Source organism: Sphingomonas sp. Leaf10, assembly GCF_001421245.1.
Lineage (GTDB): Bacteria > Pseudomonadota > Alphaproteobacteria > Sphingomonadales > Sphingomonadaceae > Sphingomonas.
Map to the genome: position 1 here is coordinate 252110 of NZ_LMKE01000013.1, position 22352 is coordinate 274461.

General features: G+C 66.2%; 21 protein-coding genes. 4 read left to right on the top strand and 17 right to left on the bottom strand.

Translation table 11 applies throughout. The features are described 5' to 3' along the window. Positions 1-36 precede the first annotated feature (36 nt). The 4 genes from ASE59_RS11925 to ASE59_RS11940 form a co-directional block, all read right to left on the bottom strand. Positions 37-780: a YebC/PmpR family DNA-binding transcriptional regulator gene (locus ASE59_RS11925; RefSeq protein WP_056456310.1), complete on the bottom strand. Its 744-nt coding sequence runs from the start codon at positions 778-780 to the stop codon at positions 37-39. A 28-nt stretch (positions 781-808) separates the two neighbouring features. After that, the gene (locus tag ASE59_RS11930; protein ID WP_056456311.1) at positions 809-1342 is read right to left on the bottom strand and encodes a DUF1003 domain-containing protein; all 534 of its coding nucleotides are present in this window, start codon (positions 1340-1342) and stop codon (positions 809-811) included. A 24-nt stretch (positions 1343-1366) separates the two neighbouring features. Then, on the bottom strand, positions 1367-1603 hold the full coding sequence (locus ASE59_RS11935; protein ID WP_055763225.1) for a DUF2312 domain-containing protein: 237 nt from the start codon (positions 1601-1603) through the stop codon (positions 1367-1369). A 69-nt stretch (positions 1604-1672) separates the two neighbouring features. Next, positions 1673-2038 (bottom strand): DUF1244 domain-containing protein, encoded by a 366-nt coding sequence (locus ASE59_RS11940; protein WP_056456313.1) that lies wholly within the window; start codon positions 2036-2038, stop codon positions 1673-1675. A 72-nt stretch (positions 2039-2110) separates the two neighbouring features. On the opposite strand from ASE59_RS11940, the gene pyk reads away from it, so the two are divergent. After that, positions 2111-3577, top strand: a complete 1467-nt coding sequence (gene pyk, locus ASE59_RS11945) for a pyruvate kinase (RefSeq protein WP_056456316.1) — start codon at positions 2111-2113, stop codon at positions 3575-3577. 31 nt (positions 3578-3608) lie between these two features. Here the strand turns inward: pyk and ASE59_RS11950 are convergent, their stop codons facing one another. The 4 genes from ASE59_RS11950 to ASE59_RS11965 form a co-directional block, all read right to left on the bottom strand. Further along, positions 3609-4394, bottom strand: a complete 786-nt coding sequence (locus ASE59_RS11950; protein WP_056456318.1) for a transglutaminase family protein — start codon at positions 4392-4394, stop codon at positions 3609-3611. Further along, entirely contained in the window at positions 4394-5326 is a 933-nt protein-coding gene (locus ASE59_RS11955) for an alpha-E domain-containing protein (protein ID WP_200913263.1), read from the bottom strand. The genes ASE59_RS11950 and ASE59_RS11955 overlap by 1 nt, the downstream gene beginning before the upstream one ends. A 7-nt stretch (positions 5327-5333) precedes the next feature. Beyond that, the gene (locus ASE59_RS11960; RefSeq protein WP_056456322.1) at positions 5334-6821 is read right to left on the bottom strand and encodes a circularly permuted type 2 ATP-grasp protein; all 1488 of its coding nucleotides are present in this window, start codon (positions 6819-6821) and stop codon (positions 5334-5336) included. 78 nt (positions 6822-6899) lie between these two features. After that, on the bottom strand, positions 6900-8918 hold the full coding sequence (locus ASE59_RS11965; RefSeq protein ID WP_056456323.1) for a protein-disulfide reductase DsbD family protein: 2019 nt from the start codon (positions 8916-8918) through the stop codon (positions 6900-6902). A gap of 52 nt (positions 8919-8970) precedes the next feature. Between ASE59_RS11965 and ASE59_RS11970 the strand changes: the two genes are divergently transcribed. After that, positions 8971-10635 carry an alkaline phosphatase family protein gene (locus ASE59_RS11970; RefSeq protein ID WP_056456325.1) on the top strand — a complete coding sequence of 555 codons (1665 nt, stop codon included), beginning with the start codon at positions 8971-8973 and terminating at the stop codon, positions 10633-10635. Positions 10636-10687: 52 nt separating this feature from the next. Here ASE59_RS11970 and ASE59_RS11975 read toward each other — a convergent pair whose 3' ends face one another. The 5 genes from ASE59_RS11975 to ASE59_RS11995 all read right to left on the bottom strand — a co-directional run bounded on the left by ASE59_RS11975 (position 10688) and on the right by ASE59_RS11995 (position 17453). Next, positions 10688-11824 carry an alpha/beta hydrolase gene (locus ASE59_RS11975; protein ID WP_156360046.1) on the bottom strand — a complete coding sequence of 379 codons (1137 nt, stop codon included), beginning with the start codon at positions 11822-11824 and terminating at the stop codon, positions 10688-10690. Between the two features lie 233 nt (positions 11825-12057). Then, positions 12058-12996, bottom strand: coding sequence for a right-handed parallel beta-helix repeat-containing protein (locus ASE59_RS11980; protein ID WP_056456329.1), 939 nt, complete (start codon positions 12994-12996; stop codon positions 12058-12060). Positions 12997-13095: 99 nt separating this feature from the next. Continuing rightward, positions 13096-13374 (bottom strand): integration host factor subunit beta, encoded by a 279-nt coding sequence (locus ASE59_RS11985; RefSeq protein WP_056456331.1) that lies wholly within the window; start codon positions 13372-13374, stop codon positions 13096-13098. A 164-nt stretch (positions 13375-13538) separates the two neighbouring features. Further along, complete coding sequence (rpsA, locus tag ASE59_RS11990; protein ID WP_056456333.1) at positions 13539-15242, bottom strand: 30S ribosomal protein S1; 1704 nt, start codon at positions 15240-15242, stop codon at positions 13539-13541. Between the two features lie 534 nt (positions 15243-15776). After that, positions 15777-17453, bottom strand: a complete 1677-nt coding sequence (locus ASE59_RS11995; protein ID WP_056456335.1) for a DEAD/DEAH box helicase — start codon at positions 17451-17453, stop codon at positions 15777-15779. Between the two features lie 177 nt (positions 17454-17630). On the opposite strand from ASE59_RS11995, the gene msrB reads away from it, so the two are divergent. Then, positions 17631-18116 carry a peptide-methionine (R)-S-oxide reductase MsrB gene (msrB, locus tag ASE59_RS12000; protein WP_056456336.1) on the top strand — a complete coding sequence of 162 codons (486 nt, stop codon included), beginning with the start codon at positions 17631-17633 and terminating at the stop codon, positions 18114-18116. 12 nt (positions 18117-18128) lie between these two features. On the opposite strand, the gene ASE59_RS12005 is transcribed toward msrB, so the two are convergent. Beyond that, on the bottom strand, positions 18129-18704 hold the full coding sequence (locus tag ASE59_RS12005; protein WP_056456338.1) for a CHAP domain-containing protein: 576 nt from the start codon (positions 18702-18704) through the stop codon (positions 18129-18131). A gap of 346 nt (positions 18705-19050) precedes the next feature. On the opposite strand from ASE59_RS12005, the gene ASE59_RS12010 reads away from it, so the two are divergent. Continuing rightward, positions 19051-19602, top strand: a complete 552-nt coding sequence (locus tag ASE59_RS12010; protein WP_056456474.1) for a hypothetical protein — start codon at positions 19051-19053, stop codon at positions 19600-19602. 13 nt (positions 19603-19615) lie between these two features. Here ASE59_RS12010 and ASE59_RS12015 read toward each other — a convergent pair whose 3' ends face one another. Genes ASE59_RS12015 through ASE59_RS12025 form a run of 3 tightly spaced genes read right to left on the bottom strand, consistent with a single transcriptional unit; the run spans position 19616 to position 22351 of the window. Beyond that, positions 19616-20353, bottom strand: a complete 738-nt coding sequence (locus ASE59_RS12015; protein WP_056456341.1) for an extensin family protein — start codon at positions 20351-20353, stop codon at positions 19616-19618. After that, positions 20350-21063 (bottom strand): NUDIX hydrolase, encoded by a 714-nt coding sequence (locus tag ASE59_RS12020; RefSeq protein WP_056456342.1) that lies wholly within the window; start codon positions 21061-21063, stop codon positions 20350-20352. The genes ASE59_RS12015 and ASE59_RS12020 overlap by 4 nt, the downstream gene beginning before the upstream one ends. 37 nt (positions 21064-21100) lie before the next feature. Further along, positions 21101-22351 (bottom strand): hypothetical protein, encoded by a 1251-nt coding sequence (locus ASE59_RS12025; protein ID WP_200913252.1) that lies wholly within the window; start codon positions 22349-22351, stop codon positions 21101-21103. Position 22352 lies beyond the last annotated feature (1 nt).

A 22352-nucleotide genomic window follows, 5' to 3' on the forward strand; every position in this document is an offset into this window, starting at 1 on the left:
TCCCCCTCCCCAAGCAAGCTTGGGGAGGAATTAAACTCAACCCAGCTTCTCCATGACCTCGTCGGATACTTCGTAATTGCCCCATACGGTCTGGACGTCGTCGTCATCGTCGAGTGCGTCGAGCAGCTTGAACAGCGTCGCCGCATCGTCTTCGCCAACCGACACCATCGTCTGCGGCCGCCATGCGAGCTTGGCACCTTCCGCCTCGCCCAGCACCGGCTCCAGCGCCTTGGCGACTTCGTGCAGGTCGCCCTGCGCAGTCCAGATTTCGTGGCCGTCCTCGCTCGACGTCACGTCCTCGGCCCCAGCTTCCAGCGCCGCTTCGAACACCTTCTCGGAATCGCCCGCCTTGGCGGGATAGTTGATCAGACCGACCCGGTCGAACCCGTGGCTGACCGATCCGGCCGTGCCCAGGTTGCCGCCATTCTTCGACACGGCGGTGCGCACGTTGGTCGCGGTGCGGTTGCGGTTGTCGGACAGCGCTTCGATGATGAGCGAGACCCCCGCCGGGCCAAAGCCTTCGTAGCGGATTTCCTCGTAATTCTCCATGTCGCCCTTCGACGCCTTGTCGACCGCGCGCTGGATATTGTCCTTGGGCATCGACTGCGCCTTGGCGGCGTTGATCGCCGCGCGCAGGCGCGGGTTCATGTCGGGATCGGGCAGGCCCATCTTCGCTGCGACGGTGATTTCGCGGCTGAGCTTGGAAAACATGCCCGACCGCTTCTTATCCTGCGCACCCTTGCGGTGCATGATGTTCTTGAATTTGCTATGGCCTGCCATCGGTGCCTCTTTAGGTTCCTGCCCGCTCTTAGGCGGTAGGCGCGGTTCGCGCCAGCGCGTCGATCTTCGCCTCCAGCGCCGCCAGCCGGTCGATCACGTCGGTGTCGAGCTTGGCATGCAGCGCGAGGATATCGATCTCTGCCCGCAAATTGGTTTCATAGTCCAGCCGCGCCGCCAGCCGATCCTTTTCCGACTGCCGGTTCTGGCTCATCATGATGACCGGCGCCTGGATCGCGGCCAGCGTCGACAGCATCAGATTCAGGAAGATGTAGGGGTACGGATCGAACGCCAGTCCGAAATGCGACAGTATATCGGAGTTGAGCAGCATCCAGCCGAGCAACACCGCCGTGAAGGCGATGATGAACCCCCACGACCCGCCGACCGCCGCGACGCGGTCCGCCAGCCGGTCGCCGAAGGTCGAGCGCAGGTCCGATTCGTCGGCAGCATCGCGCGAGATCGGCGCGCCGCGTTCGATCGCGGACAGGACATGCGCTTCCTCCTCGCCATGCGGATCGCCATGCCCTTTCAGCAGGCGCGTCGCGAAGTGAAAGACACTGGCCATGTCCCTGCCCCCTTCGATCGGTGATTAGATACCGAGTGCCTGCTTGTAGGTTTCGAGCAGCATGTCCGCTTCGTCGCGGTGATGCTTTTCCATCCGGCGCAGGCTGATGATCTTGCGCATCGTCTTCACGTCGAATCCGGTCGATTTGGCTTCGGCATAGACGTCCTTGATGTCGTCACTGATGCCCTTCTTCTCTTCTTCCAGCCGCTCGATACGCTCGATCAGCAGGCGGAGTTGTTCCGCCGAAACATTGTCGGTCATGCAGTCCTCGGAATTCATATGAATAGGGAACGGGCGCGCCTAGCCGATCCGCGCGCGCGCCTCAACCGATCAACGCGGTTCGGTGATCGCCGGCGGGTCGCTGGCCGGGAAACTGTCCTCCAGCGCTTCGTCGAGCGCGTCGTCGGTGCGGTTCTTTGCGACGCTCGCTTCCATCTTCGCGATCTGTTCGGGGGTGGCGGGAAGCTGGTGCGTCGCCTTCCACTGGGCATAGGGCATGCCGTACACCGCCTCGCGTCCGGCTTCCTTCGACACGCCGGCCGCCTCGCCCAGCCAGTCGCCCAGGCAGTTTCGGCAGAATCCGGCGAGGCCCATCAGGTCGACATTCTGCGCATCGGTGCGATGTTGCAAATGGCGGACCAGCCGGCGGAACGCGGCGGCCTGAGCCTGCTCGCTGATTGAATCGATTGTTGCCATCACATCGGCCTCCAAGGTTGAACCTTTACGAATAGGCTTTAGAGGCAGGCGCGCAACGCCCGGAGAGTGATTATGACCAAGGCCATCAGCCCCCGTTCGCGCAAGGTCCGCGTTCTCGCCACACTCGGCCCCGCCAGCAACACACCGGAAATGATCGCCAAGCTGTTCGAGGCAGGCGCCGACGCGTTCCGGGTCAATATGAGCCATGGCGACCAGCAGTCGAAGGTCGCGGTCATCGAAGCGATTCGCGGGCTGGAGCGCCAATATGGCCGCCCTACCACGATCCTCGCCGATCTTCAGGGACCCAAGCTGCGCGTCGGCCGCTTTGCCGAGGGCCGCGTGATGCTGGAAACCGGGCAGCACTTCACGCTCGACCGGTCGAGCGAGCCGGGTGATGCGACCCGTGTCGAACTACCGCATCAGGAAATCTTTGCCGCGATCGCGCGCGACGCGCGCCTGCTGCTCGACGACGGCAAGCTGGTGCTGCGCGTGCTCGACCATGACGACGAAAAGATCGTGACCGAAGTCGTGGTCGGCGGCGCACTGTCCAATTCGAAGGGGCTGAACGTCCCCGACGTCGTGCTGCCGATGGCGGCGCTGACGCCAAAGGATATTTCCGACCTGCATTTCGCGGTCGAACAGCGGGTCGACTGGATCGCGCTGTCGTTCGTGCAGCGGCCCGAGGATCTGGCCGAAGCGCGCAAGCTCATCCAGGGCAAGGCGGCGCTGCTCGCCAAGATCGAGAAGCCGTCGGCCGTCGCGCGGCTGGAGGAGATCGTCGAGCAGTGCGACGGCGTGATGGTCGCTCGCGGCGATCTGGGCGTCGAACTGCCGCCGCAATCGGTGCCGCCGCTGCAGAAGCGCATCGTCGAAACCGCCCGTCGCCTCGGGCGTCCGGTCGTCGTCGCGACGCAGATGCTCGAATCGATGATCGCCTCGCCTTCGCCGACCCGGGCGGAAGTGTCGGACGTCGCGACCGCCGTCTATGACGGTGCCGATGCGATCATGCTGTCGGCCGAGAGCGCGGCGGGAAGCTGGCCGGTCGAATCGGTCGCGATGATGAACGACATTTCGCACGCCGTCGAACGCGACCCGGCGCATGGCGACCGCGTCCACTTCACCGTGCTGCGTCCCGACCCCACCACCGCCGACGCACTGGCCGAAGCCGCCAAGAACATCGCCGCGACGGTCGATGCGAAGGCGATCCTGTGCTTCACCAAGTCCGGTTCGACCGCCCGTCGCATCGCGCGCGAACGTCCCGCCGTGCCGATCATGGTGCTGACGCCGCAGATCGACACCGCGCGCCGGCTGGGACTGCTCTGGGGCGTCCATGCGGTCCACACCCGTGACGTCGCCTCGTTCGAGGAGATGGTGGCCAAGGCCAAGCGTATGGTGCTGCGTCACAATATCGCCAAGGCCGGCGACCGCGTCGTGGTCTGCGCGGGCGTGCCGTTCGGGACGCCGGGGTCGACCAACGTGCTGCACGTCGTCCAGATCGTCGGCGACGAATTGAAGAACTACAAAGGCTTCGAAGCGTAACTCCAAGCTCCTCCCCGGCACGGGGAGGAGTTCAGGCTTCCTCTACCCTGACATCGACGTCGAGGACTTCTTCGCCGGCGCCCATGCGCACGCCCGCAATAGGCGCTGCACCGGCAGCGTCGAGCGCGACCGCGACGCGGATATGGTCGAGGCCCGATCGCCCGCCCATCGCCGGGTCGAACGCATACCATCCGCCCGCGACATGCGCCTCCGCCCAGGCGTGCGGCGCGGCGGTACGGCGTTCGTCATCGCCCGACAGGCTGTATCCCGACACGTAGCGCGCCGGCACGCCTTGCGCCCGCGCAGCCGCGACGAAGATCTGCGCCATGTCGCGCGATGACAGCCGTTCGCCAGCCGCCGCCTCGATCGCACTTCGGATTGCCGGGGCCGGTTGCCGGTCGACCGACCAGCGACCATGGATCGCACCCGCCAGCGCGGTCATCCCCGCCAGATCGCTACCTGTCGCCAGAGCGGCGATCGCGTCGTCGGCGCCGGTCAGCGGCGTCACCCGCCGGAACAGATCGGGCGGAAACGGCTCGTCGGTCGCCTCGCTTGGGCCGTCGCTTTCGCTCAGCAGCGCTTCGCCGCTTACGGTCAGGCGCAGCGTTTCGACCGGTCCCTCGGCATAGAGCATCCGCGTCAGGTTGCCGTAACCATCGATGCTCTCACGCAACCGCGCATCGCAATCGACGTCGATCCGCCAATTGACTACCGTCTGGTGGCTGGTGTCGCCGGGAAAGAGGCGCAGCAACTGGACGATGCGCGCCTGCGGTTCGGTGAAGCGATACCGCGTTTCGTGGCTTACCGACAGCCGCATCAGATGAAGCGGAACTGGCGGGCGATCGCGGCGTCGAGCATCGCATTCTCCCGGATGAAGGCGGTCAGATATTCGTGCAGCCCGTTGACGATTACTTCGTGCGCGCGGGTCTTCTGCATTCGGGCCAGCCGGGCGCGGGCCATGCGGTCGGCCTCTCCCTGAAAGCCGGTTCGCTTGCCGAGCATGTTGAGCATCTCGACCGTCTCGTCGACGCACGCCGCCAGACTGCGTGGCACTTCGCCGCGCGACAACAGCAATTCGATGACGCTCGCCGGCTTCAACCCGTCGCTATACAACCAGCGATAGGCGGTGACCGCCGACACGGTCTGCAGGATCGTGGTCCATTGATCGCGGTCGATCGCACCGCCGATCCGTTCCCCTTCTGGCAGCAACAGGTGGTATTTGACGTCGATCAGCCGCGCGGTGTTGTCGGCCCGCTCGATCGCGGCGCCCAGCTGCACGAACCACGTCGCCTCGTTCTTCATCATGCGCTGCACCGCGCCTTCGAAACCGCGTGCCTCGGCCTTGATCGCCTCGACCAGGTTGAGAATGTCCTCACCCTCTTCACCACGCGGCGAATTGAACACGATCCATGCCCGGTTGATCGCGGTCCACGCGTCGCGGGTCAGCGCGGTGCGCACCGCCTTCGCATTATTGCGCGCAGCGTCGAGGCACCACAGGATCGATCCGGGATGGCTGCGGTCGCAGGTCAGGAACCGCGCGACCGATCCTTGGCCCACCGCCTGTCCGGTCTCGGCGAAACTGTCCTCGGTATAGCTGACCGCCAGCGCGCTGGCCCAGGCCGCGTCGCCCGCCGGACGCGACGACAGTGCATCGAGCCGTACCGTCGCCTCGACCAGCCGGGCGAGAAAGTCGGCACGTTCGACATAACGGCCCAGCCAGTAGAGCGAGGCGGCGGTGCGCGACAACATCGCCATGTCAGCGCCGTCCCTGCGACTGGGTCATGCCGCCCATCGTCTGCGTCTGTGTCTGTGCGGGCGCATCGTCCATCAGCACGAAACTGTCCTTCGTCCCGCCGCCTTGGCTGGAATTGACGACCAGCGATCCTTCCTTCAGCGCGACACGGGTCAGCCCGCCCGGCACCACCTGCACCTTGTTCGCGCCGGTCAGCACGAACGGGCGGAAATCGACATGGCGGGGGCTCAACCCCGCATCGGTCAGCGTCGGCACGGTCGACAGCGCCAGCGTCGGCTGCGCGATATAGCGTTGCGGTTCGGCGATCAGCGCGCAGCGGAACTCCTCGATCTCCGCCTTCGACGCCGTCGGACCAACCAGCATGCCATAGCCGCCCGACCCGTCGACCAGCTTCACCACCACCTGATCGAGATGGTCGAGGACATATTTGAGCGCCTCCGGCTCGCGGCAGCGCCACGTCTCGACATTGGGTAGCAGCGGATCGGTTTCCGAGTAAAAGCGGACAATCTCCGGCATATAGCTGTAGATCGCCTTGTCATCGGCGATGCCGTTGCCCGGCGCATTGACCAGCGCGACATTGCCCGCACGATAGGCGGCGATCAGTCCTGGCACGCCCAGCAGCGAATCGGGCCGGAAGACGACGGGATCGATGAAGTCGTCGTCGATCCGGCGATAGATGACGTCGACCCGCACGCGTCCGGCGATCGTCTGCATCCACACGACATCGCCATCGACGACCAGATCGGCCGGCTCGACCAGCTCGATCCCCATCGAGTCGGCAAGGAAGCTGTGTTCGTAATAGGCCGAATTGAAATGCCCCGGCGTAAGTACGACGCAGGTCGGATGCGCCCCCGCCCCCGGCGGCGCGACCGATCGCATCGTTTCCAGCAGCAGGTCGGGATAGCTGTCGACCGCCGCCACGCGGAAATTGCGGAACAGTTCGGGACACAGCCGGATCATCGCCTCGCGATTTTCCAGCATGTACGATACGCCCGACGGGGTGCGGGCATTGTCCTCCAGCACGAAGAATTCGTCCGGCCCGGTCCGCACCAGATCGATGCCACAGATATGCGCCCACACGCCGTGGGGCGGGCGGATGCCGGCGATTTCCGGTCGGAACTGGCTGTTGCCGAAGATCAGGTCGGGCGGCAGCACCCCGGCTTTCAGGATGCGGCGTTCGCCATAGATATCGTCGAGAAAGGCATTGATCGCCTGCGTCCGCTGGATCAGCCCCTGCGACAGGCGGGCCCATTCAGCGGCCTTGAACACGCGTGGCACGATATCGAACGGGATGATCCGTTCCGCTGCCTCGCTCTCGCCATAGACGGCGAAGGTGATGCCGAGCTGGCGAAAGGTCGCTTCTGCCGATTGCAGGCGTCGCTTCAACTCATGGGGCGGCACCTCGCGCATCCAGCGTGCCAATGCCGCAAGGTCGTCGCGCGGATTGTCCGGCCCACCCTGTCCCCAAATTTCGTCGAACGCCTGCCCCATCCGTTCTCCAACGCCGCCAGCCGGGAATTTCTCCCCATGCTGCGATGCAAAAACGACGCTGGCAAGCGGGTTCGGATCTCAGGAAACCAAATCGGTCAGCGTGGCGGGCGTAAGTACCTGTGGCAGCACCCGTGCATCGCCGCTGCCTGGCGCATAATAAAGATAGAGCGGCACGCCGGCGCGGTTGTGCGCCTCGATAAACCGGCCCAGCACCGGGTCGCCATCGGTCCAGTCGCCGACCAGAACCTTGACCCCGCCCTTGCCGAACGCATCGGCCACCGCCCGGGTCTCGATCGCGGCGCGTTCGTTGACCTTGCAGGTCAGGCACCAGTCGGCGGTGAAATAGGCGAAGACCGGCTTGCCCTCGGAACGCAACGCGGCCAGTCGCGCCTCGCTGAACGGTTCGGCCCCGGCGATGCCGGTCGGCGCGGCGCCGGCGGGGGCGGCGCGCTCGACCAGCGCGGTCGTCCCGATCGCCAGCACCAGCGCCGCCAGCCCCGGCCACCATGGCCGGTCGCGCCCGCGCAACTGCCGCCGCCCGGTCCACCACAGGCCCAGCGCCGCCAGCAGCAGCGCGGCAAGCCCCATCGCCATGCCGTCGACGCCCGACTGCCGCCCCAGTATCCATGCCAGCGCCAGTGCGGTCAGGAACATGGGCACTGACAGGACTCTGCGAAACACGTCCATCCATGCGCCCGGCCGCGGCAGCCGGCGGCGCAGCGCGGGCACGAAACCGAGCAGCAGGAACGGCAGCGCCAACCCGAAGCCCAGCCCGGCGAACACCGCCATCGCCGCGACCGGCGGCAGGACCAGCGCCGATCCCAGCGCCGCGCCCATGAACGGTCCGGTGCACGGCGTCGCGACGAACGCGGCCAACGCGCCGGTGGCGAACGCCCCACCCCGGCCGCTGCGCGTGCCGACTTGCGGCGTCGGCAGCTCGAACAGTCCGGCGAGGTTCAGCGCGATCGCGCCGGTCAGCACCAGCAGCAACAGCACGACGCGCGGATCGGTCAGCTGGAACGCCCAGCCCGCCGCGACCCCCGCCGCCCGGATGACAAGCAGCACGCCGCCCAGCGCCAGGCACATCACCACCGCCCCGGCGGTGTATGCCACCCCTTCCGCCCGCGCATGCACCGCCGACTCGCCCGACCGCGCAAGGCTCAGCGCCTTCAGGCTCAGGATCGGAAATACGCAGGGCATGATGTTCAGCAGCAGCCCGCCGAGCAACGCGCCGGCAAAGGCGATCAGCGCCGCGCGCAACGGGGCCGGTTCGGCGGGTGCGGCAACGGTGCCGGGCGTGGCGCGGATTGCGAACCCTTCGCCCGGTCCGGTCGCCAGCACCCCTTCCAACACCCCCGGGCTGCCATTGCCCTTCGTCGCCACGACGATCGCGTCGCCATCGCGCTCGATGCGCTGCGGCGCGTCGTAATCCAGCGCATTCTCGGTCAGCGGGAAAAAATAAGCTTTGCCGATCGCGACATCCGCCGGAAATGGTACCCGCAAGCGCAACTGCTCGCCCGGCTGGAACACCGCCGGCGATCCGATCGGCTTGGGCAGGGCGCGCCGCCAGCCATCGAACTGCGCCCGCCGCACCGGATCGATCACGCCGTCGCCGATCGTCAGGTCGGTGGTCAGCGTCGCCTTCTCCGGCACGCAGATCTCGCGGGTACAGACCAGATAGTCGATCGCCAGCCGCACCGGCAGCTTCGTGCCCGGTGCCAACCCCGCCGGCACGCGGAGCTCGGTCAGCACCGTCCACGGCCGTTCATAGACATAGTTCATGATCCCGGCGACGGTCAGCCGTTCGGGCACCGGATAGCGCAGCTCGCCGACGCCGGCGCCTGTGGGCAGCGTCCAGTCGAGCCGGGGTTGCGTCCCAACCGCGCCGGGATTGCGCCAATAGCCGTGCCAGCCGGCATCGGGCACCGACACCAGCGCGATCGCGACGGTCCCCCCCGCCGCCGGCGTGTCGCTTTCCGCGACCATCCGCATCTGGACATGCCGCTGCCCCGGTGTCTGCGCCACCGCCGGCAATGCGCCGAACAGCAACGCGAGGAGCAGGACGATTCGATACCATACTATTCTTGCTGCTGTCATGGACGCGGAGTAGCGGAGTTCTCGGACGGATGCACCGTCCGCGGAGTACCCGATGCGTCTCGTTTCCCTCGCCGCGCTGTTGCTGGCGACCGTTACCCCCGCCTTCGCCCAGACCGCAGCACCGGCGCTCGCCGCCCAGTCAACGCCGCCGACTTATCCGGCGACTCCGCCCAAGCTGATCGTCGCGATATCGGTCGATCAATTTTCGGCCGATCTGTTCGCCGAATATCGCGGCCGCTTCACCGACGGCTTCGCGCGGCTGATGCAGGGGGCGGTCTTTCCCTCCGGCTATCAAAGCCATGCCGCGACCGAGACCTGCCCGGGCCACTCGACGATCCTGACCGGATCGCGCCCGTCGCGCACCGGCATCATCGCCAACGACTGGATCGACCAGCGCAGCAACACCCGCCCCGGCTTCAAGGTCTATTGCGCCGAGGACGAGCGCGTGGCCGGCTCCACCTTCGACGACTATACCGTGTCCGACGTCCATCTGATGGTGCCGACGCTGGGCGAGCGGATGAAGGCAACCGATCCGCGCACCCGTGTCGTTTCGGTCGCTGGCAAGGACCGCGCGGCGGTGATGATGGGCGGGCACAAGGTCGACGAATTGTGGTGGTTCGGCAAGAACGGCTTCGTCAGCTATGCCGGCCGCGCGATGCCGCCGGTCGTCACCCGCGCCAACGCCGCCGTCGCCAAACGCATCGCAACGGCGCAGCCGGCGATGACGCTGCCGACCTTCTGCCAACCGCTCGCCCGTGCGGTGCGGGTCGGCGACAAGACGATCGGTACCGGCCGGTTCGAACGCGCTGCGGGCGACGTCGCGAATTTCCGCCGATCGCCCGAATATGACGCTGCCGTCCTCGCGCTCGCCGCCGGGCTGATCCAGGACATGAAACTCGGACAGGGACCGCAGACCGACATCATCTCGATCGGCGCATCGGCCACCGACTATGTAGGCCATGGCTATGGCACCGAGGGCAGCGAAATGTGCCTGCAACTCACCTCGCTCGACCAGAGCCTCGGCGAATTCTTCCGCGTGCTCGATGCGACCGGCGTCGATTATCAGGTGGTGCTGACTGCCGATCACGGCGGCAGCGACGCCAGCGAGCGACTGGCCGCCCATGCCGTGCCCGACGCGGTCCGACTCGACGGCGAGTTCACCGTCGACCGCATCGGCAAGGCGATCGGCGAGAAACTGAAGATCGCCGGCCCCGTACTGTTCGGCGGAGTGAACGGCGATGTGTGGTACGACATCAAGCTGACCCCCGCGCAAAAGGCTGCGGTCGAGCGCGAGGCGATCGCCATGTTCACCGCGCACCCGCAGACGCAGGCGGTGTTTACGCGGGCGCAGATCCTCGCGACGACCGTACCCAGCACGCCGCCCGAAACCTGGTCGCTCCTCGAACGTGCGCGGGCGTCCTATTACCCACCGCGCTCGGGCGACCTGCTGGTCGCGATGAAGCCGCGCGTGTTGACTATCCCGCATCCGGTCGTCGGCACGTCGGTCGCGACACATGGTAGCTTCTGGGACTATGACCGGCGCGTGCCGATCCTGTTCTGGCGAAAGGGTCAGGGCGGGTTCGAGGAGCCGTTCGGCGTCGAGACCGTCGATATCCTGCCGACCCTGGCGGCGACGATCCGCCTGCCGGTGCCAAAGAACGAGATCGACGGCCGCTGCCTCGATCTCGATCCGGGCGAGGGAACGACGTGTAAGTAACCCGGAAGCCTTGCGAAACGTTCGTCGGGAACCGCACCCGACGGACGGTTCGTCAGGGAAGCGTCACCAACGCGGTCGCCGCCGACGACGGGTCCAGCCGCTCCCGCAACGACGCAACGATCGCCGCCGCCGTACGCGGCACCCGGCCGTCTAACGCTTTCCGACCGTTGACGATCACCCGCACCCGCCGGTCGAGATTCAGCAACCGGTCGGACAGACGCAAGGTCGTCCCGGCCGGAACCTTTCCGGTCAGGGTGATCGTCTGCCCGTCGACGGCGGCATCGATCCGATCCCCGGCCTTCGCCGCCACGGCGTCGGGGATGCGCAGCCAGTAGAAGCGGTCATGGGGCACGTCGTCCTGTACCCACACGATCCGCTTCGGCCACGGGTTGCGCGTGAACTGCGCCATCCATGGCAGTGCTTCGGCGTCCTTGCGGTCCATCCAGTGCGGCAGTCCCGGGTAGATACGCGTCATCGATACATAGCCCCCCGGATCGGCGGCATGCAGCCGTTCCAGTTCGGCGCCACGTTCCGCCGCGATCCGGTTGCGGTCATAGGCGCTGTCGGCCCCGCCCATAAAAATTGCGAACGGCAGGTTGCGCAGCGATGCGACGCCCGCCTCGTTCGGATGTCCGGCCATCATCGCCGCCGCGGCGAACCGGTCGGCCATGCGCGGTGCCAATTGCCACACGCCGTCACCTCCCGCCGAATAGCCGAGCAGATAGACGCGATCGGGATCGACACCGTTCACCGCCACCTGCACATCGATCAGGCGCTGGAACAGCGGATCGATATGCGCCTCATGCCACAGGTTCCACGTATCGGTCGGCGCACGCGGGGCAAGATAGATGCCCTCCGCCGGCTGATAGAGACCGATCTGGTTGCGCCATTGCCGGTCGTTGACGGACGAGGCGGCATTGCCGCCGCCATGCATCGATATCCACAGGCTGCGCTTGCCGAACGGCGCATCGCCGAAGCGGCGGCTTTCCCAGCGGAGCGTCCGGTCGCCGATCGTGATCGCCTTGGCACCGATCGCCGACTTCGCCGAAGCAGCAATCTTACGCCCTCGCGCGGCGTCCAGCAAGTCGACGGCCGTCTCGGCTTCCGCTCGCGACAGTGACCGCCGCAAGACCGGCGCGTCGAGGGATTGCGCGTCAGGCCGCATCGCCCAGTTGGACAGTTCGTTCAAGGTTCGCGCCGGCGGCGATTGAGGCGGTCGGGCCGGAACCGGGAGGGCGAACAGCAATGTCAGCGGAGCAAGGATGAAACGGTTGCGCATGCGTGCAGAGCTACCGCTTGCCGCGCGATAGTAGAAGCGGAAACCATATTCCCTCACTGGCGCCCCCGACCATGCGCACGGGGCGCCGCGTGACCGGCGCCATTCACACGATAATCGGAATGGAACGACTTTCTGTTCGAGGATCAACGCTTCTCGAACGTCCGCACCCCCGGCCCCAACCGGTTCGTCCCGACCGCGACGCCGTCGCCGGTGTAATCCGCGACGAACGCCGGGCTTTTCGTCATGCCCGGAGCCAGTCGCGCATCGTTATCCTCGACACGCAGGCCGCTCGCCGGGAAGGTCTGCTTTTCCGCACCGACGACGATGAAGCCGGTCCAATTCTCCTTCGCCTTGCCCTGGACGAAGGTGTTGCGCGCGATCAGCCCGGTGGCCCCTTCGGGAAGGTCGATCATATAGTTGGTCCTGCTGCCGCGGCTGTCGTCGAAGCTCGAATCGGTGATCTCGATCCGGGGGGCGCGGATCTTCACATAATGGCCGCCGGTGCCGCGTTCGAAGCGCGAGCGCTTGATGACGATCGCGCCGTTATTGCCCAGATAGACCGCATGCGAGCAATCGGTCGTCTCGCACTGGCCAAGCCCGGCAAAGGTCGATCGGTCGATGGTGATGCGCTGCTGCCCGTTGGGATTGCCGCCCAATATTCCTTCCTGACTGTCGAGGAAGGTCGAGTTGGTAACGGTCAGGTCACCGATCTCGGTACGAATGCCGGCGCCATTGCCATCGGGCACGCGAATTCCACGAAAGATGATGCCGTCGACCGTCGAGCGCCGCCCCCGCAGGACGAAGGTCGCCTTGCCCTCGCACGCACCGCCATCGAAGATGACGGTGCCCGGCACGCGCGCGCGGAACGTGATGTCGCCGCCTGTCTGGACGGTGCAGTCGCGATAGGTGCCGGGCGCGATTAGGATCGTCGCCGTCCCGTCGCGTACCGCGCTGACCGCCGCGTCGATCGTCGGATAGCTATCGCCGGTCTGTTCGATCACGAACGGCGCGGCGCGTTGCTGCGCGGGCAGCGGCGCCGCGCCCAGCAGCAGGACGATCGGCAGGAAGCGGCGTAGGGTCATGCGGCGGGCCTCGATAAGGATCGGCCCGCTATGCGCCGTGCGCGCGGCCGACGGAAGCGGCGGATATGTATCGCTCCCGTCCCAGCGCGATTCGTCCGATCAGACGTTCAGGCGCGCGCGCATTTCCTTACCCGGCTTGAAATAGGGAACGCGCTTGGCATCCACCTCGACCGCTTCGCCGGTGCGCGGGTTACGGCCGGTGCGCGCATCGCGAGCGCGGGTCGAGAAGGCACCGAAGCCACGCAGTTCCACCCGGCCGCCGTTGCGCAGTCGTTCGGTAATGGTGTCGAAGAACGTCGATACGATCCGTTCGACATCGCGCAGCGGTAAGGTGGGGTTTTCCTGCGCAATCTTCTGAACCAGTTCGGAACGGATCATCTTTCCCTCGGCATTCCAAGCATCTAGGCCCAAACCGGTCCGGTTTGGTGCGCCACGCCTAACCTGAATTTATTTGAAACGACAATCCGCCTTTCGAATGAACGAAAAACGGGGCGCTCCGATTTGGAGCACCCCGTTGATCGTCCTGCAAAGGAAGGAGAAGCTTACTTCTGCTCGCCGCGAGCCTTCAGCGCTTCGCCGAGGATGTCGCCGAGCGACGCGCCCGAATCCGACGAACCGTACTGCGCAACGGCCTGCTTCTCTTCGGCGATCTGCATCGCCTTGATCGAGAAGGTCGGCTTCTTCGAACGATCGAAGCCGGTAACCATCGCGTCGAACTTCTGGCCGACCTGGAAACGCTCCGGACGCTGTTCGTCGCGGTCGCGGCCGAGATCGGTGCGCTTGATGAAGCCGGTCGCGCCATCGTCGCCCTGCTGCACTTCGAGGCCCGCATCGCGGACTTCGAGCACGGTCACGGTCACGGTCGCGTTCTTGTTCAGGCGATCACCCGCCTGCGCTGCGACCGGGCCACCACGCTCCAGTTGCTTCATGCCGAGCGAGATACGCTCCTTGTCGGGCTCGACCGCCAGCACGACGGCCTGAACCGTCTCGCCCTTGCGGTGCAGGTTGAGCGCGTCCTCGCCCGAAATGCCCCATGCGATGTCCGACATGTGGACCATGCCATCGACGTCGCCGTCCAGGCCGATGAACAGGCCGAATTCGGTCGCGTTCTTGACTTCGCCCTCGACGGTCGAACCGACCGGGTGATCCTCCGCGAACTTCTCCCACGGATTGGCCTGTGCCTGCTTGAGGCCCAGCGAGATGCGGCGCTTGTCCTGATCGACTTCGAGGACGATCACGTCGACTTCCTGGCTGGTCGACACGATCTTGCCCGGATGGACGTTCTTCTTGGTCCAGCTCATTTCCGACACGTGGACCAGACCTTCGATGCCCGGCTCCAGTTCGACGAACGCACCATATTCGGTGATGTTCGTGACGCGGCCCGACAGCTTCGCGCCGACCGGATACTTGGCACCGGCGCCATCCCACGGATCGCTTTCAAGCTGCTTCATGCCGAGCGAGATGCGCTGCGTGTCGCGGTTGATGCGGATGATCTGAACGCGGACGGTATCGCCGATGTTCAGCACTTCCGACGGGTGACCGACGCGCTTGTACGACAGGTCGGTGACGTGCAGCAGGCCGTCTATGCCGCCCAGGTCGACGAACGCACCGTAATCGGTGATGTTCTTCACGACGCCGTCGATCACCTGACCTTCGGCCAGCGACTGGATCAGGCCCGAACGCTGCTCGGCGCGGGTTTCTTCCAGCACGGCACGACGCGACACGACGATGTTGCCGCGCTTGCGGTCCATCTTCAGGATCTGGAACGGCTGCGGAATGTCCATCAGCGGCGTGACGTCGCGCACCGGACGGATATCGACCTGCGAACCCGGCAGGAACGCCACGGCGCCCGACAGGTCGACGGTGAAGCCGCCCTTGACCCGGCCGAAGATGACGCCTTCGACGCGCGCGGTCTTCGCGAATTCGGTTTCCAGCTTGTCCCACGCGGCTTCGCGACGGGCGCGATCGCGGCTCAGCATCGCTTCGCCGTTCGCATTCTCGACGCGGTCGACATAGACTTCGACTTCGTCACCGACCTTCAGATCGGCCTTCTGGCCCGGCGCCGCGAATTCGCGCAGCGGCACGCGGCCTTCCGACTTCAGGCCGACGTCGATGACGGCAAGGTCGTTTTCGATGCCGGTGACGGTGCCGATGACAACGCGGCCCTCGAAGCTTTCCGAGGCACCGAACATGTCGTCGAGCATCGACGCGAAATCGTCACGGGTGGGATTTGCCATGCTGGCCATATAAATCTTGGTTCCTAAACGTACTAATTTCCGGCCGGCCGGTTGTCTCCGGCGGTCTTTGACCGGGATTGCCCCGTGCGCCGAATGCGACACGCAGCATCCGGCGATCATGTCGTCACGAAAGGCATGACCCGGCTATGCGGAAAGGACGCAGGAGCGCCCGGCCTTCGCGAGTCTGTGCTCGTCGAACCGGCGCGCCATACGCCTTTTGGCGGTGGCGCGCAACGGTTGGCGGTGCGGCGTCGGGGGCGAAGGAACGGTCGGTTCACACGAAGGCGCGAACACACGGAGAAGAACATAGATTTCGCGCAGAGGCGCGAAGGCGCAGAGAGGTTGCTTACCGGGCGACTGATACATTCCCGGCGAAGCCTTCACACTTCGCTGCGACGATAGAGGATGGCCGCTGACGCGGCAGAGAGCCGCCCCGTGTGCAACCTCTCTGCGCCTCTGCGCCTCTGCGCGAAATCCACCTGCTTCTTCTTTCGTGTATCCGCACCTTCGCGTGGAAGAATCTTTCTTACACCGACCGGAAGATCAACCCCGGCGCCCGCCGCGATACGGCTTGGCCGCATGGCGCGGCGGCGCACCGCTGGTCCGGCGCTGCGGTGCCGCCGGCGGACCCGACATCTGCTCGAACATAAGATCGTCGTCGGGCGTCGCCGTCCGCTTGACCGATGCCATGAACTTGCCCGCGATCGCCTTGGGAATCTCGAATGCTGATTCGTCGTTGGCGATGCGGATCGCGCCGATCTCGCCCTTGGTGATATGGCCGCGACGGCACAGCAGCGGCAGCAGCCAGCGCGGATCGGCATTGTGGCGCCGGCCGACATTCATGCGGAACCAGACGGTATCCTCAAAGCCGGGGCGCGGCCCTTCCTGCCGCTCACGCCGTTCGGGCATGCCACCCGCCGACAATTCCTCGGGCGCAGGTAGCTTGGCGCGATAGGCCCGGACCAGCAGCGCGGCGATATCTTCGGGCGTCTTTTCGGTCAGCAGGCGTGCGCCCAGTTCGACATCGGCTTCGTCGAATTCGACCGGCTCGGCCAGCTTGGCGAGCAGACGTTCGCGATCGGCGGCATGAATCTGTTCGGGCGTCGGCACGCCGATCCATTCGGCATTGATCTTAGCATCGCGCAACAGACCCTCGACCCTGCGACGGCGCTGGAACGGGACGATCAGTGCGGCGATGCCCTTTTTGCCCGCGCGACCGGTACGGCCCGAACGGTGCTGAAGCGCCTCGGCGTCGCGCGGCAGTTCGACATGGACGACAAGACTGAGCGACGGCAGATCGATCCCGCGCGCGGCGACATCGGTCGCGACGCAGACCCGCGCACGACGGTCACGAAGGGCCTGCAACGCATGGTTGCGCTCCGACTGCGAATGCTCGCCCGACAGCGCGACCGCGTCGAAGCCACGCTCGACCAGATTGGCGTGCAAGTGGCGCACCGCCTCGCGCGTCGCGCAGAACAGGAACGCGGTGTCCGGTTCGTGCAGGCGCAGCAGGTTGACGACGGCATTCTCGATATCGTTCGGCGCGACGGTCATCGCCTGATAGCTGATGTCACCATGGCCGCGCTCCGCCTCGCGCGTATCGATGCGGAACGCGTCCTTCTGATAGCGCTTGGCGAGCGCCACGATCGGCTTGGCGAGCGTCGCCGAAAACAGCAGCGTGCGGCGCTCCGCCGGCGTGCCGTCGAGAATGCCCTCGAGATCCTCGCGGAAGCCCATGTCGAGCATCTCGTCGGCTTCGTCGAGGATCGCGACCTTCAGCCCCGACAGGTCGAGCGCGCCACGTTCTAGGTGATCGCGCAGACGGCCGGGCGTGCCGACGACGATATGCGCACCGTGGCTCAGGTTCCGGCGTTCGCGTGCGGCGTCCATGCCGCCGACGCACGATACGATGCGCGCACCGGTGGGGCCATAGAGCCACAGCAGCTCACGCGCGACCTGCAATGCCAGTTCGCGAGTCGGCGCGATGGCGAGCGCGAGCGGCGTACCGGCGCGCGGCATCTTGTCGTCGGCGTCGAGCAGGTCGCGCGCCATGGCGAGACCGAAGGCAACGGTCTTGCCCGATCCGGTCTGTGCGGACACGAGCAGGTCGCGTCCCTCGGCTTCGGGGGTCAGGACGGCCGCCTGCACGGCGGTCGGGGCTTCATAGCCGCGCGCGGATAGCGCCGCGGATAGCGGTTCGGGCAACGTCGAAAAAGGCATAATGCGCCAGATGGCCCCAAATTGCGGCTACGGCAAGGCCGCGCATCGTCCAATCTTGGCGTTCGGCACACACGTAGCGCCGTTTGGGGCCGGAATTGCTTTGCTTGGTCGGCTTGCGTACCCGGCGTTGCCGCCCGCCGCGTGCGAACCCACATCGGCGAAACGAAAGGATTTGCCATGTCGATCGACCGCCGCCGCCTGCTCGAACTGACCGGATTGTCGGGCCTTGCCGCCCTGATCGGCTGCGCGCCCGAGACGAGCGAGGCCGCACCGAATTTCCCGTTCAAGCTGACCGATGCGCAGTGGAAGGCACGGCTGACCCCGGCGCAATATAATGTGCTGCGACAGGAAGGGACCGAGCGACCCTATAGCAGCCCGCTTAACGGCGAAAAGCGCAAGGGCGGGTTCGCCTGCGCCGGCTGCGGCCACCCGCTATTTTCCTCAATGACCAAGTTCGAAAGCGGCACCGGCTGGCCGAGCTTCTATGCGCCGCTGAACCGTGCAGTGGTCACGAAGACCGATCGCTCGCTGATGATGACGCGGACCGAAGTGCTGTGCGCGCGTTGTGGCGGGCATCTCGGCCATGTGTTCGACGACGGTCCCCGCCCCACCGGCAAACGTTACTGCATGAACGGTGTGGCGATGACCTTCCGCCCCGCCTGAACCGACGCAAGCTCAGTCGTTGAGCGCGACGACCTGCCGGGCATGCCCCGGCTGGACGCTCGCACCGCCGGTCGGTGCCGGCGGATCGACCTTCGCGATTTCCATCGGTGCGGAGAATTCGGCAGGTGCCGGGGCATGGCCAGAATAGATGAAGCCGTTGGTCGGATAGGCCGAGGTGCCAAGGCCACCGAGCGGACCGAACCACACCTTCACTTCGCTCCAGTCGCCTGCCGTTGATACGTCGATCGCACGAACGTCGCGCTCGATGCCGCCGCGCTGCGACCAGTTGGCATGGGTCAGCAGCACTTCGCGCTCGCTGACGACCTTCGACACCATGGCGACATGACCGAAGCGCATCTTGGACGTCGCGGCGAACGACAGGACGGCGCCTTCCTTCGGGGCATGACCGCGTTCGTACTTGCCAGCGGCCTGGCTCCACCAGGTGTGGGCGTTGCCGAAAATCTCGACGCCCGAGATTTCGCGGGCATAGGGCGCGCATTGCCAGAACCGGGCCTGAGCCGGAGCCACCATCGCCAGAGCGCACGAAACCACCAGCGCGAAACGCGCTGCCAAAGCACCAAAATTCATCTGACCCCCACGGCCCCACGAATGTCTCGAGCGGCATGAAGCAGGGTTTCGCGCCTCCGAAAACCCCATGACCGGCCAAACGGGAACCAATTCCGACGAAGCGTGTTTGCGCGGCGATGACTGGCGGATGAACCGATCCCTCGTACTCGTTCAGCCTCCTCGACCTCCGATACATCGCTTCGTCCGCTTCCGCACGATGCGACGAACCGCGTGACAATGATGTTGCAATGCAGCACGCGACATGATCGGATATGTCGTCGACCGGTTTTCGCAACGATCGTTCAGCAAGCTGTTAACCGTTTCCGCGTAACATCCGGTCGTTGGCTATTTGGGCGGGGAGTTGATGATGGCGATTGCACGCAGACCAGCCGAAGGTGCGATGACGCTGGCCGAGATGAAGGAATTCGCGACATTCTCGTCGGCGACGCAGCGTTATATCCGCCGCTCGCTCGACATCGGCCTCGATCGTGACGACGCGATTCGCCGCTGGTCGCGCGACGTGGTGGAGGCCGCCAGCATCCGCGCACAGGCGCGCATCTACGACCGCCTGCCCGATATTCGCGCGTGCATTCCCGAAGACAGCGGCCTCGATGCGACCGAACCGTTCATGACGCCGTTGTTGATGGTCACCGCCTTCGATCTGGGTCAGGGTCGGTTGACGACCTTCGGCGCCTATCGCTTTCTCTACGAACGGCTGGTCGGGGCCGAGGCGCGGCCATGGTTGCCCGCCGCCTTCTGCGCGTCGGCTGCGCTACCGCATCTGCACCCCGAACTGCGCCGCAAGTTGTTGCAGTCGCTCAGCGAAGCAGCAGCAACCGCGTCGGGCTGGTCGCTGCGCCAACCGGCCTTCTATCCGGCCTGGGTCGAAAAGGTCGAAGCCGGCGCACCGATGCATTGACCGGTCGGCGGGGTCAGCGACACGCCCCGCCGAACCCGCGCGCCGCCTGATCGAAGTGAAAATGGTCGCGGTGCGCGGCGTTGTAATCGGGGGACAACACCGTCGAGAACACGCCGCACGCCCCGTCGCGCACCTCGCGCAGGAACGCCGCCTTGGCCGCGTCGTCACGTCCCTGCCCTGCCGTCCAGTCGCCGACGACGCTGATCCGGCGACCATCGTCCAGCACGAAGGCGGCGATATCCAGCGCGTTGGCGGTCGCGTGTTCGCTGAACGCGCCGCTGTCGCGCCCGTACAGGCGACGGCAGTTATAGCTGCCGAAATTCTGGATGCGCGCGACCTGCGTGCCGAAATGCTTCTGCGCCGCGGGCTGCACTACCTGCCATTCCCATAGCGCCATGCCGGTCGCAACCCGGCACGACACGCCGACATCGGGGGTAACGGCAATGGTGCGCGATCCGCCGCCGCGCATCCGCACCGCATCGTCATAGCCGCATTGCGCAGGCCCCTCTCGCGGCGGCAGCGCGGTATAGCGCACGCCGGCTGCATCGAGCAGCGCCTGACACCCGGCAAAGTCGCCACGCAGATCGCCGATCTTGGCTCGGGTGAACATGCCGATCGGCTGCGACAGGTCGAGCGGCGTCCACGGCACGTCCTGTGGCCGGCTGCGGGCAAAGGCATAGAGCGCAAAGGCGATCGCGGCGAGGATGGCGAGCCAGACGAGCGTGCGTATGCCCGCCGACAGCGCCTTCATCCACGCACCGCGCGCGACGCCGGTTCGGCTGTGACCGGATAGCCGAGTTCGTTGGGAATGCAGATCCAGTCGCCATCGGCACGCGTTTCGACCCATGGCGTGATCGTCCGTACCGGCCAGCGCGCTGCCGATGCGAAGGCGGCATCGCTATCGCTATGTTCGGCCAACCGCTCCAACACGCGCCGGGTCGGAAACAGCAACATCGCCTCGCCCCGATCCGCCGCAGCCAGCGCCGCCGAAGCGCTCGTCCATAGCACGCGGCGATTCTCGGTCGCATCGACCCGCGCCTCGGGTGCCGTGTCGGGCAGGCGCGAGAGGAAGAAATGCGTATCGAACACCCGCACCGGCACATGATCGGGGCGCCACCGGGCATAGGGAACGAGGGGGCTCGGATCGACCGGGCCGAGTGTGGCGAGGGTCGCGCCGCCAGCAAGCGCGGTCCGCATAGCCTCGACATCGCCGTCGATGCCGATCGCGATGCCGGCTTCCTCGATCGTCTCGCGAATCGCCGCCAGTCGCGGAGCCAGATCAAGGTCACCCATTGCCATAGCCAACGCCTCGTCCCCAGGGTCGATCCGCCCGCCGGGAAACACCAGCGCCCCGCCGGCAAAGGCCATCGTCGCCGCACGCTCGACCATCAAGATGTCGGGCGGGCCGTGCGGTCGATCGCGCAGGACGATCAGCGTGGCGGCGGGAATGGCGGCGGTCATCACCGCCGACTTGGGGAATGGCGGGTCCGATGTGAAGTCAGTTCGGCGCCACGGGCAGCGGAGCGGGCGGCGTTATGGGCAACGGTGCGGCCGGCGGGGCGACCAGCAACCGCCAGCCATCGGGCAGATAGTCGAGCGACATGTAGTAATAGAAGACACAGGAACCATCGGGGCGGTAGCTGCCGCCTTTCAACAATCCGATCGCGGTCCCGCCCAGAAACACCGGACCGCCGCTGTCGCCGCCCCGACATCCCGGCCCCGCCACGGCCACCCAGGTCGGCAGGCACGGTCCGCCGCACAGATCGCCCGCTGGCGCGAAATCGACCATCATCACCTCGGCACAGCTATAGCCGCTGCTCTCGCCGCGATGACATACGATGTCGCCTACGCGCGTACTCGCCCGGCTGCGCTGGGCCTCGACGGTACGGATGTGCGTCCGGGCCGCGTCGGCGAAGAATAGCGGACGGACGGCGTCCGGCGTCGCGTTGACCTGTACGTCGTGAAAGCCCCAGCCCCATTGCCCGACGAAGCGGGTCGGCGTGACCGACCGGTCGGGCGCGATATGGTCCAGCTGATCGGGACAGTGGGCGGCCGTCACGATGCCGGTCTGCGTGCCATCGGTTACCACGAACCCGGTCGTGCAATAATAGCGGCGACCATTTGCCGGATCCGGACCGATCAACCGCGACCCGCCGATCACCTCGCCCGCCAGATCGAGGTCGGGCCGCCCGGTCGTCGCCAGGCGGATCGGCACACCGGTCAGTTCGGTCAATCGTCGCCGCAACGCCGCGACATCTCCGCCGGCATCGGCCGCACCGATCTGGATCAGCAACGTACCTTGCCGGGCGTCGATGCCGATCGCTGGTGGCCGGCGCAGCATCGCGCGAATATCCGCCTGATGGCGGTTCAGCGCGGCGAGCAATTCCACCCGCGTCGATTTGGCACCGATGCGGAAGCGGACCGGTATCGTCAGGTCGCCCGTACGGATTTCGGCATCGGCAACCGGGCGATTGCCGGTCAACAGCACCGATACCGCGCCGTCGGTTTCGATCGCGATGCCGGCCAGTCGTTCGCGATAGCGCCCCTCGATCCAGTCGGTCGCGGCGATGCTGGCGACCTGTTTGCGCAGCAGGACCAGCGCGGCGGCCGGATCGATTCCGCGAATGCGCGCGACGTCGGCGGCATCCTGCGCCAGTGCCGCCTCGGCAGAAACGACGGTGGCGGCGTCCTGCGCCGCGGCGGGACTGCCCGCCACCAGCGCATGCGCCGCCACCATCCAACGCAGCATG

Excerpts from the sequence above, each read along its gene's own strand:
- ASE59_RS11980 (WP_056456329.1), bottom strand. The coding sequence starts at position 12,996 with ATGACCCTACGCCGCTTCCTGCCGATCGTCCTGCTGCTGGGCGCGGCG.
- ASE59_RS11970 (WP_056456325.1), top strand. The coding sequence starts at position 8,971 with ATGCGTCTCGTTTCCCTCGCCGCGCTGTTGCTGGCGACCGTTACCCCC.
- ASE59_RS12025 (WP_200913252.1), bottom strand. The coding sequence starts at position 22,351 with ATGCTGCGTTGGATGGTGGCGGCGCATGCGCTGGTGGCGGGCAGTCCC.
- msrB (WP_056456336.1), top strand. The coding sequence starts at position 17,631 with ATGTCGATCGACCGCCGCCGCCTGCTCGAACTGACCGGATTGTCGGGC.
- ASE59_RS12015 (WP_056456341.1), bottom strand. The coding sequence starts at position 20,353 with ATGAAGGCGCTGTCGGCGGGCATACGCACGCTCGTCTGGCTCGCCATC.
- ASE59_RS12010 (WP_056456474.1), top strand. The coding sequence starts at position 19,051 with ATGGCGATTGCACGCAGACCAGCCGAAGGTGCGATGACGCTGGCCGAG.
- ASE59_RS11930 (WP_056456311.1), bottom strand. The coding sequence starts at position 1,342 with ATGGCCAGTGTCTTTCACTTCGCGACGCGCCTGCTGAAAGGGCATGGC.
- rpsA (WP_056456333.1), bottom strand. The coding sequence starts at position 15,242 with ATGGCCAGCATGGCAAATCCCACCCGTGACGATTTCGCGTCGATGCTC.
- ASE59_RS12020 (WP_056456342.1), bottom strand. The coding sequence starts at position 21,063 with ATGACCGCCGCCATTCCCGCCGCCACGCTGATCGTCCTGCGCGATCGA.
- ASE59_RS11925 (WP_056456310.1), bottom strand. The coding sequence starts at position 780 with ATGGCAGGCCATAGCAAATTCAAGAACATCATGCACCGCAAGGGTGCG.
- ASE59_RS11985 (WP_056456331.1), bottom strand. The coding sequence starts at position 13,374 with ATGATCCGTTCCGAACTGGTTCAGAAGATTGCGCAGGAAAACCCCACC.
- ASE59_RS11950 (WP_056456318.1), bottom strand. The coding sequence starts at position 4,394 with ATGCGGCTGTCGGTAAGCCACGAAACGCGGTATCGCTTCACCGAACCG.
- ASE59_RS11955 (WP_200913263.1), bottom strand. The coding sequence starts at position 5,326 with ATGTTGTCGCGCACCGCCGCCTCGCTCTACTGGCTGGGCCGTTATGTC.
- ASE59_RS11935 (WP_055763225.1), bottom strand. The coding sequence starts at position 1,603 with ATGACCGACAATGTTTCGGCGGAACAACTCCGCCTGCTGATCGAGCGT.
- ASE59_RS11940 (WP_056456313.1), bottom strand. The coding sequence starts at position 2,038 with ATGGCAACAATCGATTCAATCAGCGAGCAGGCTCAGGCCGCCGCGTTC.
- ASE59_RS12005 (WP_056456338.1), bottom strand. The coding sequence starts at position 18,704 with ATGAATTTTGGTGCTTTGGCAGCGCGTTTCGCGCTGGTGGTTTCGTGC.
- ASE59_RS11995 (WP_056456335.1), bottom strand. The coding sequence starts at position 17,453 with ATGCCTTTTTCGACGTTGCCCGAACCGCTATCCGCGGCGCTATCCGCG.
- ASE59_RS11965 (WP_056456323.1), bottom strand. The coding sequence starts at position 8,918 with ATGACAGCAGCAAGAATAGTATGGTATCGAATCGTCCTGCTCCTCGCG.
- ASE59_RS11960 (WP_056456322.1), bottom strand. The coding sequence starts at position 6,821 with ATGGGGCAGGCGTTCGACGAAATTTGGGGACAGGGTGGGCCGGACAAT.
- pyk (WP_056456316.1), top strand. The coding sequence starts at position 2,111 with ATGACCAAGGCCATCAGCCCCCGTTCGCGCAAGGTCCGCGTTCTCGCC.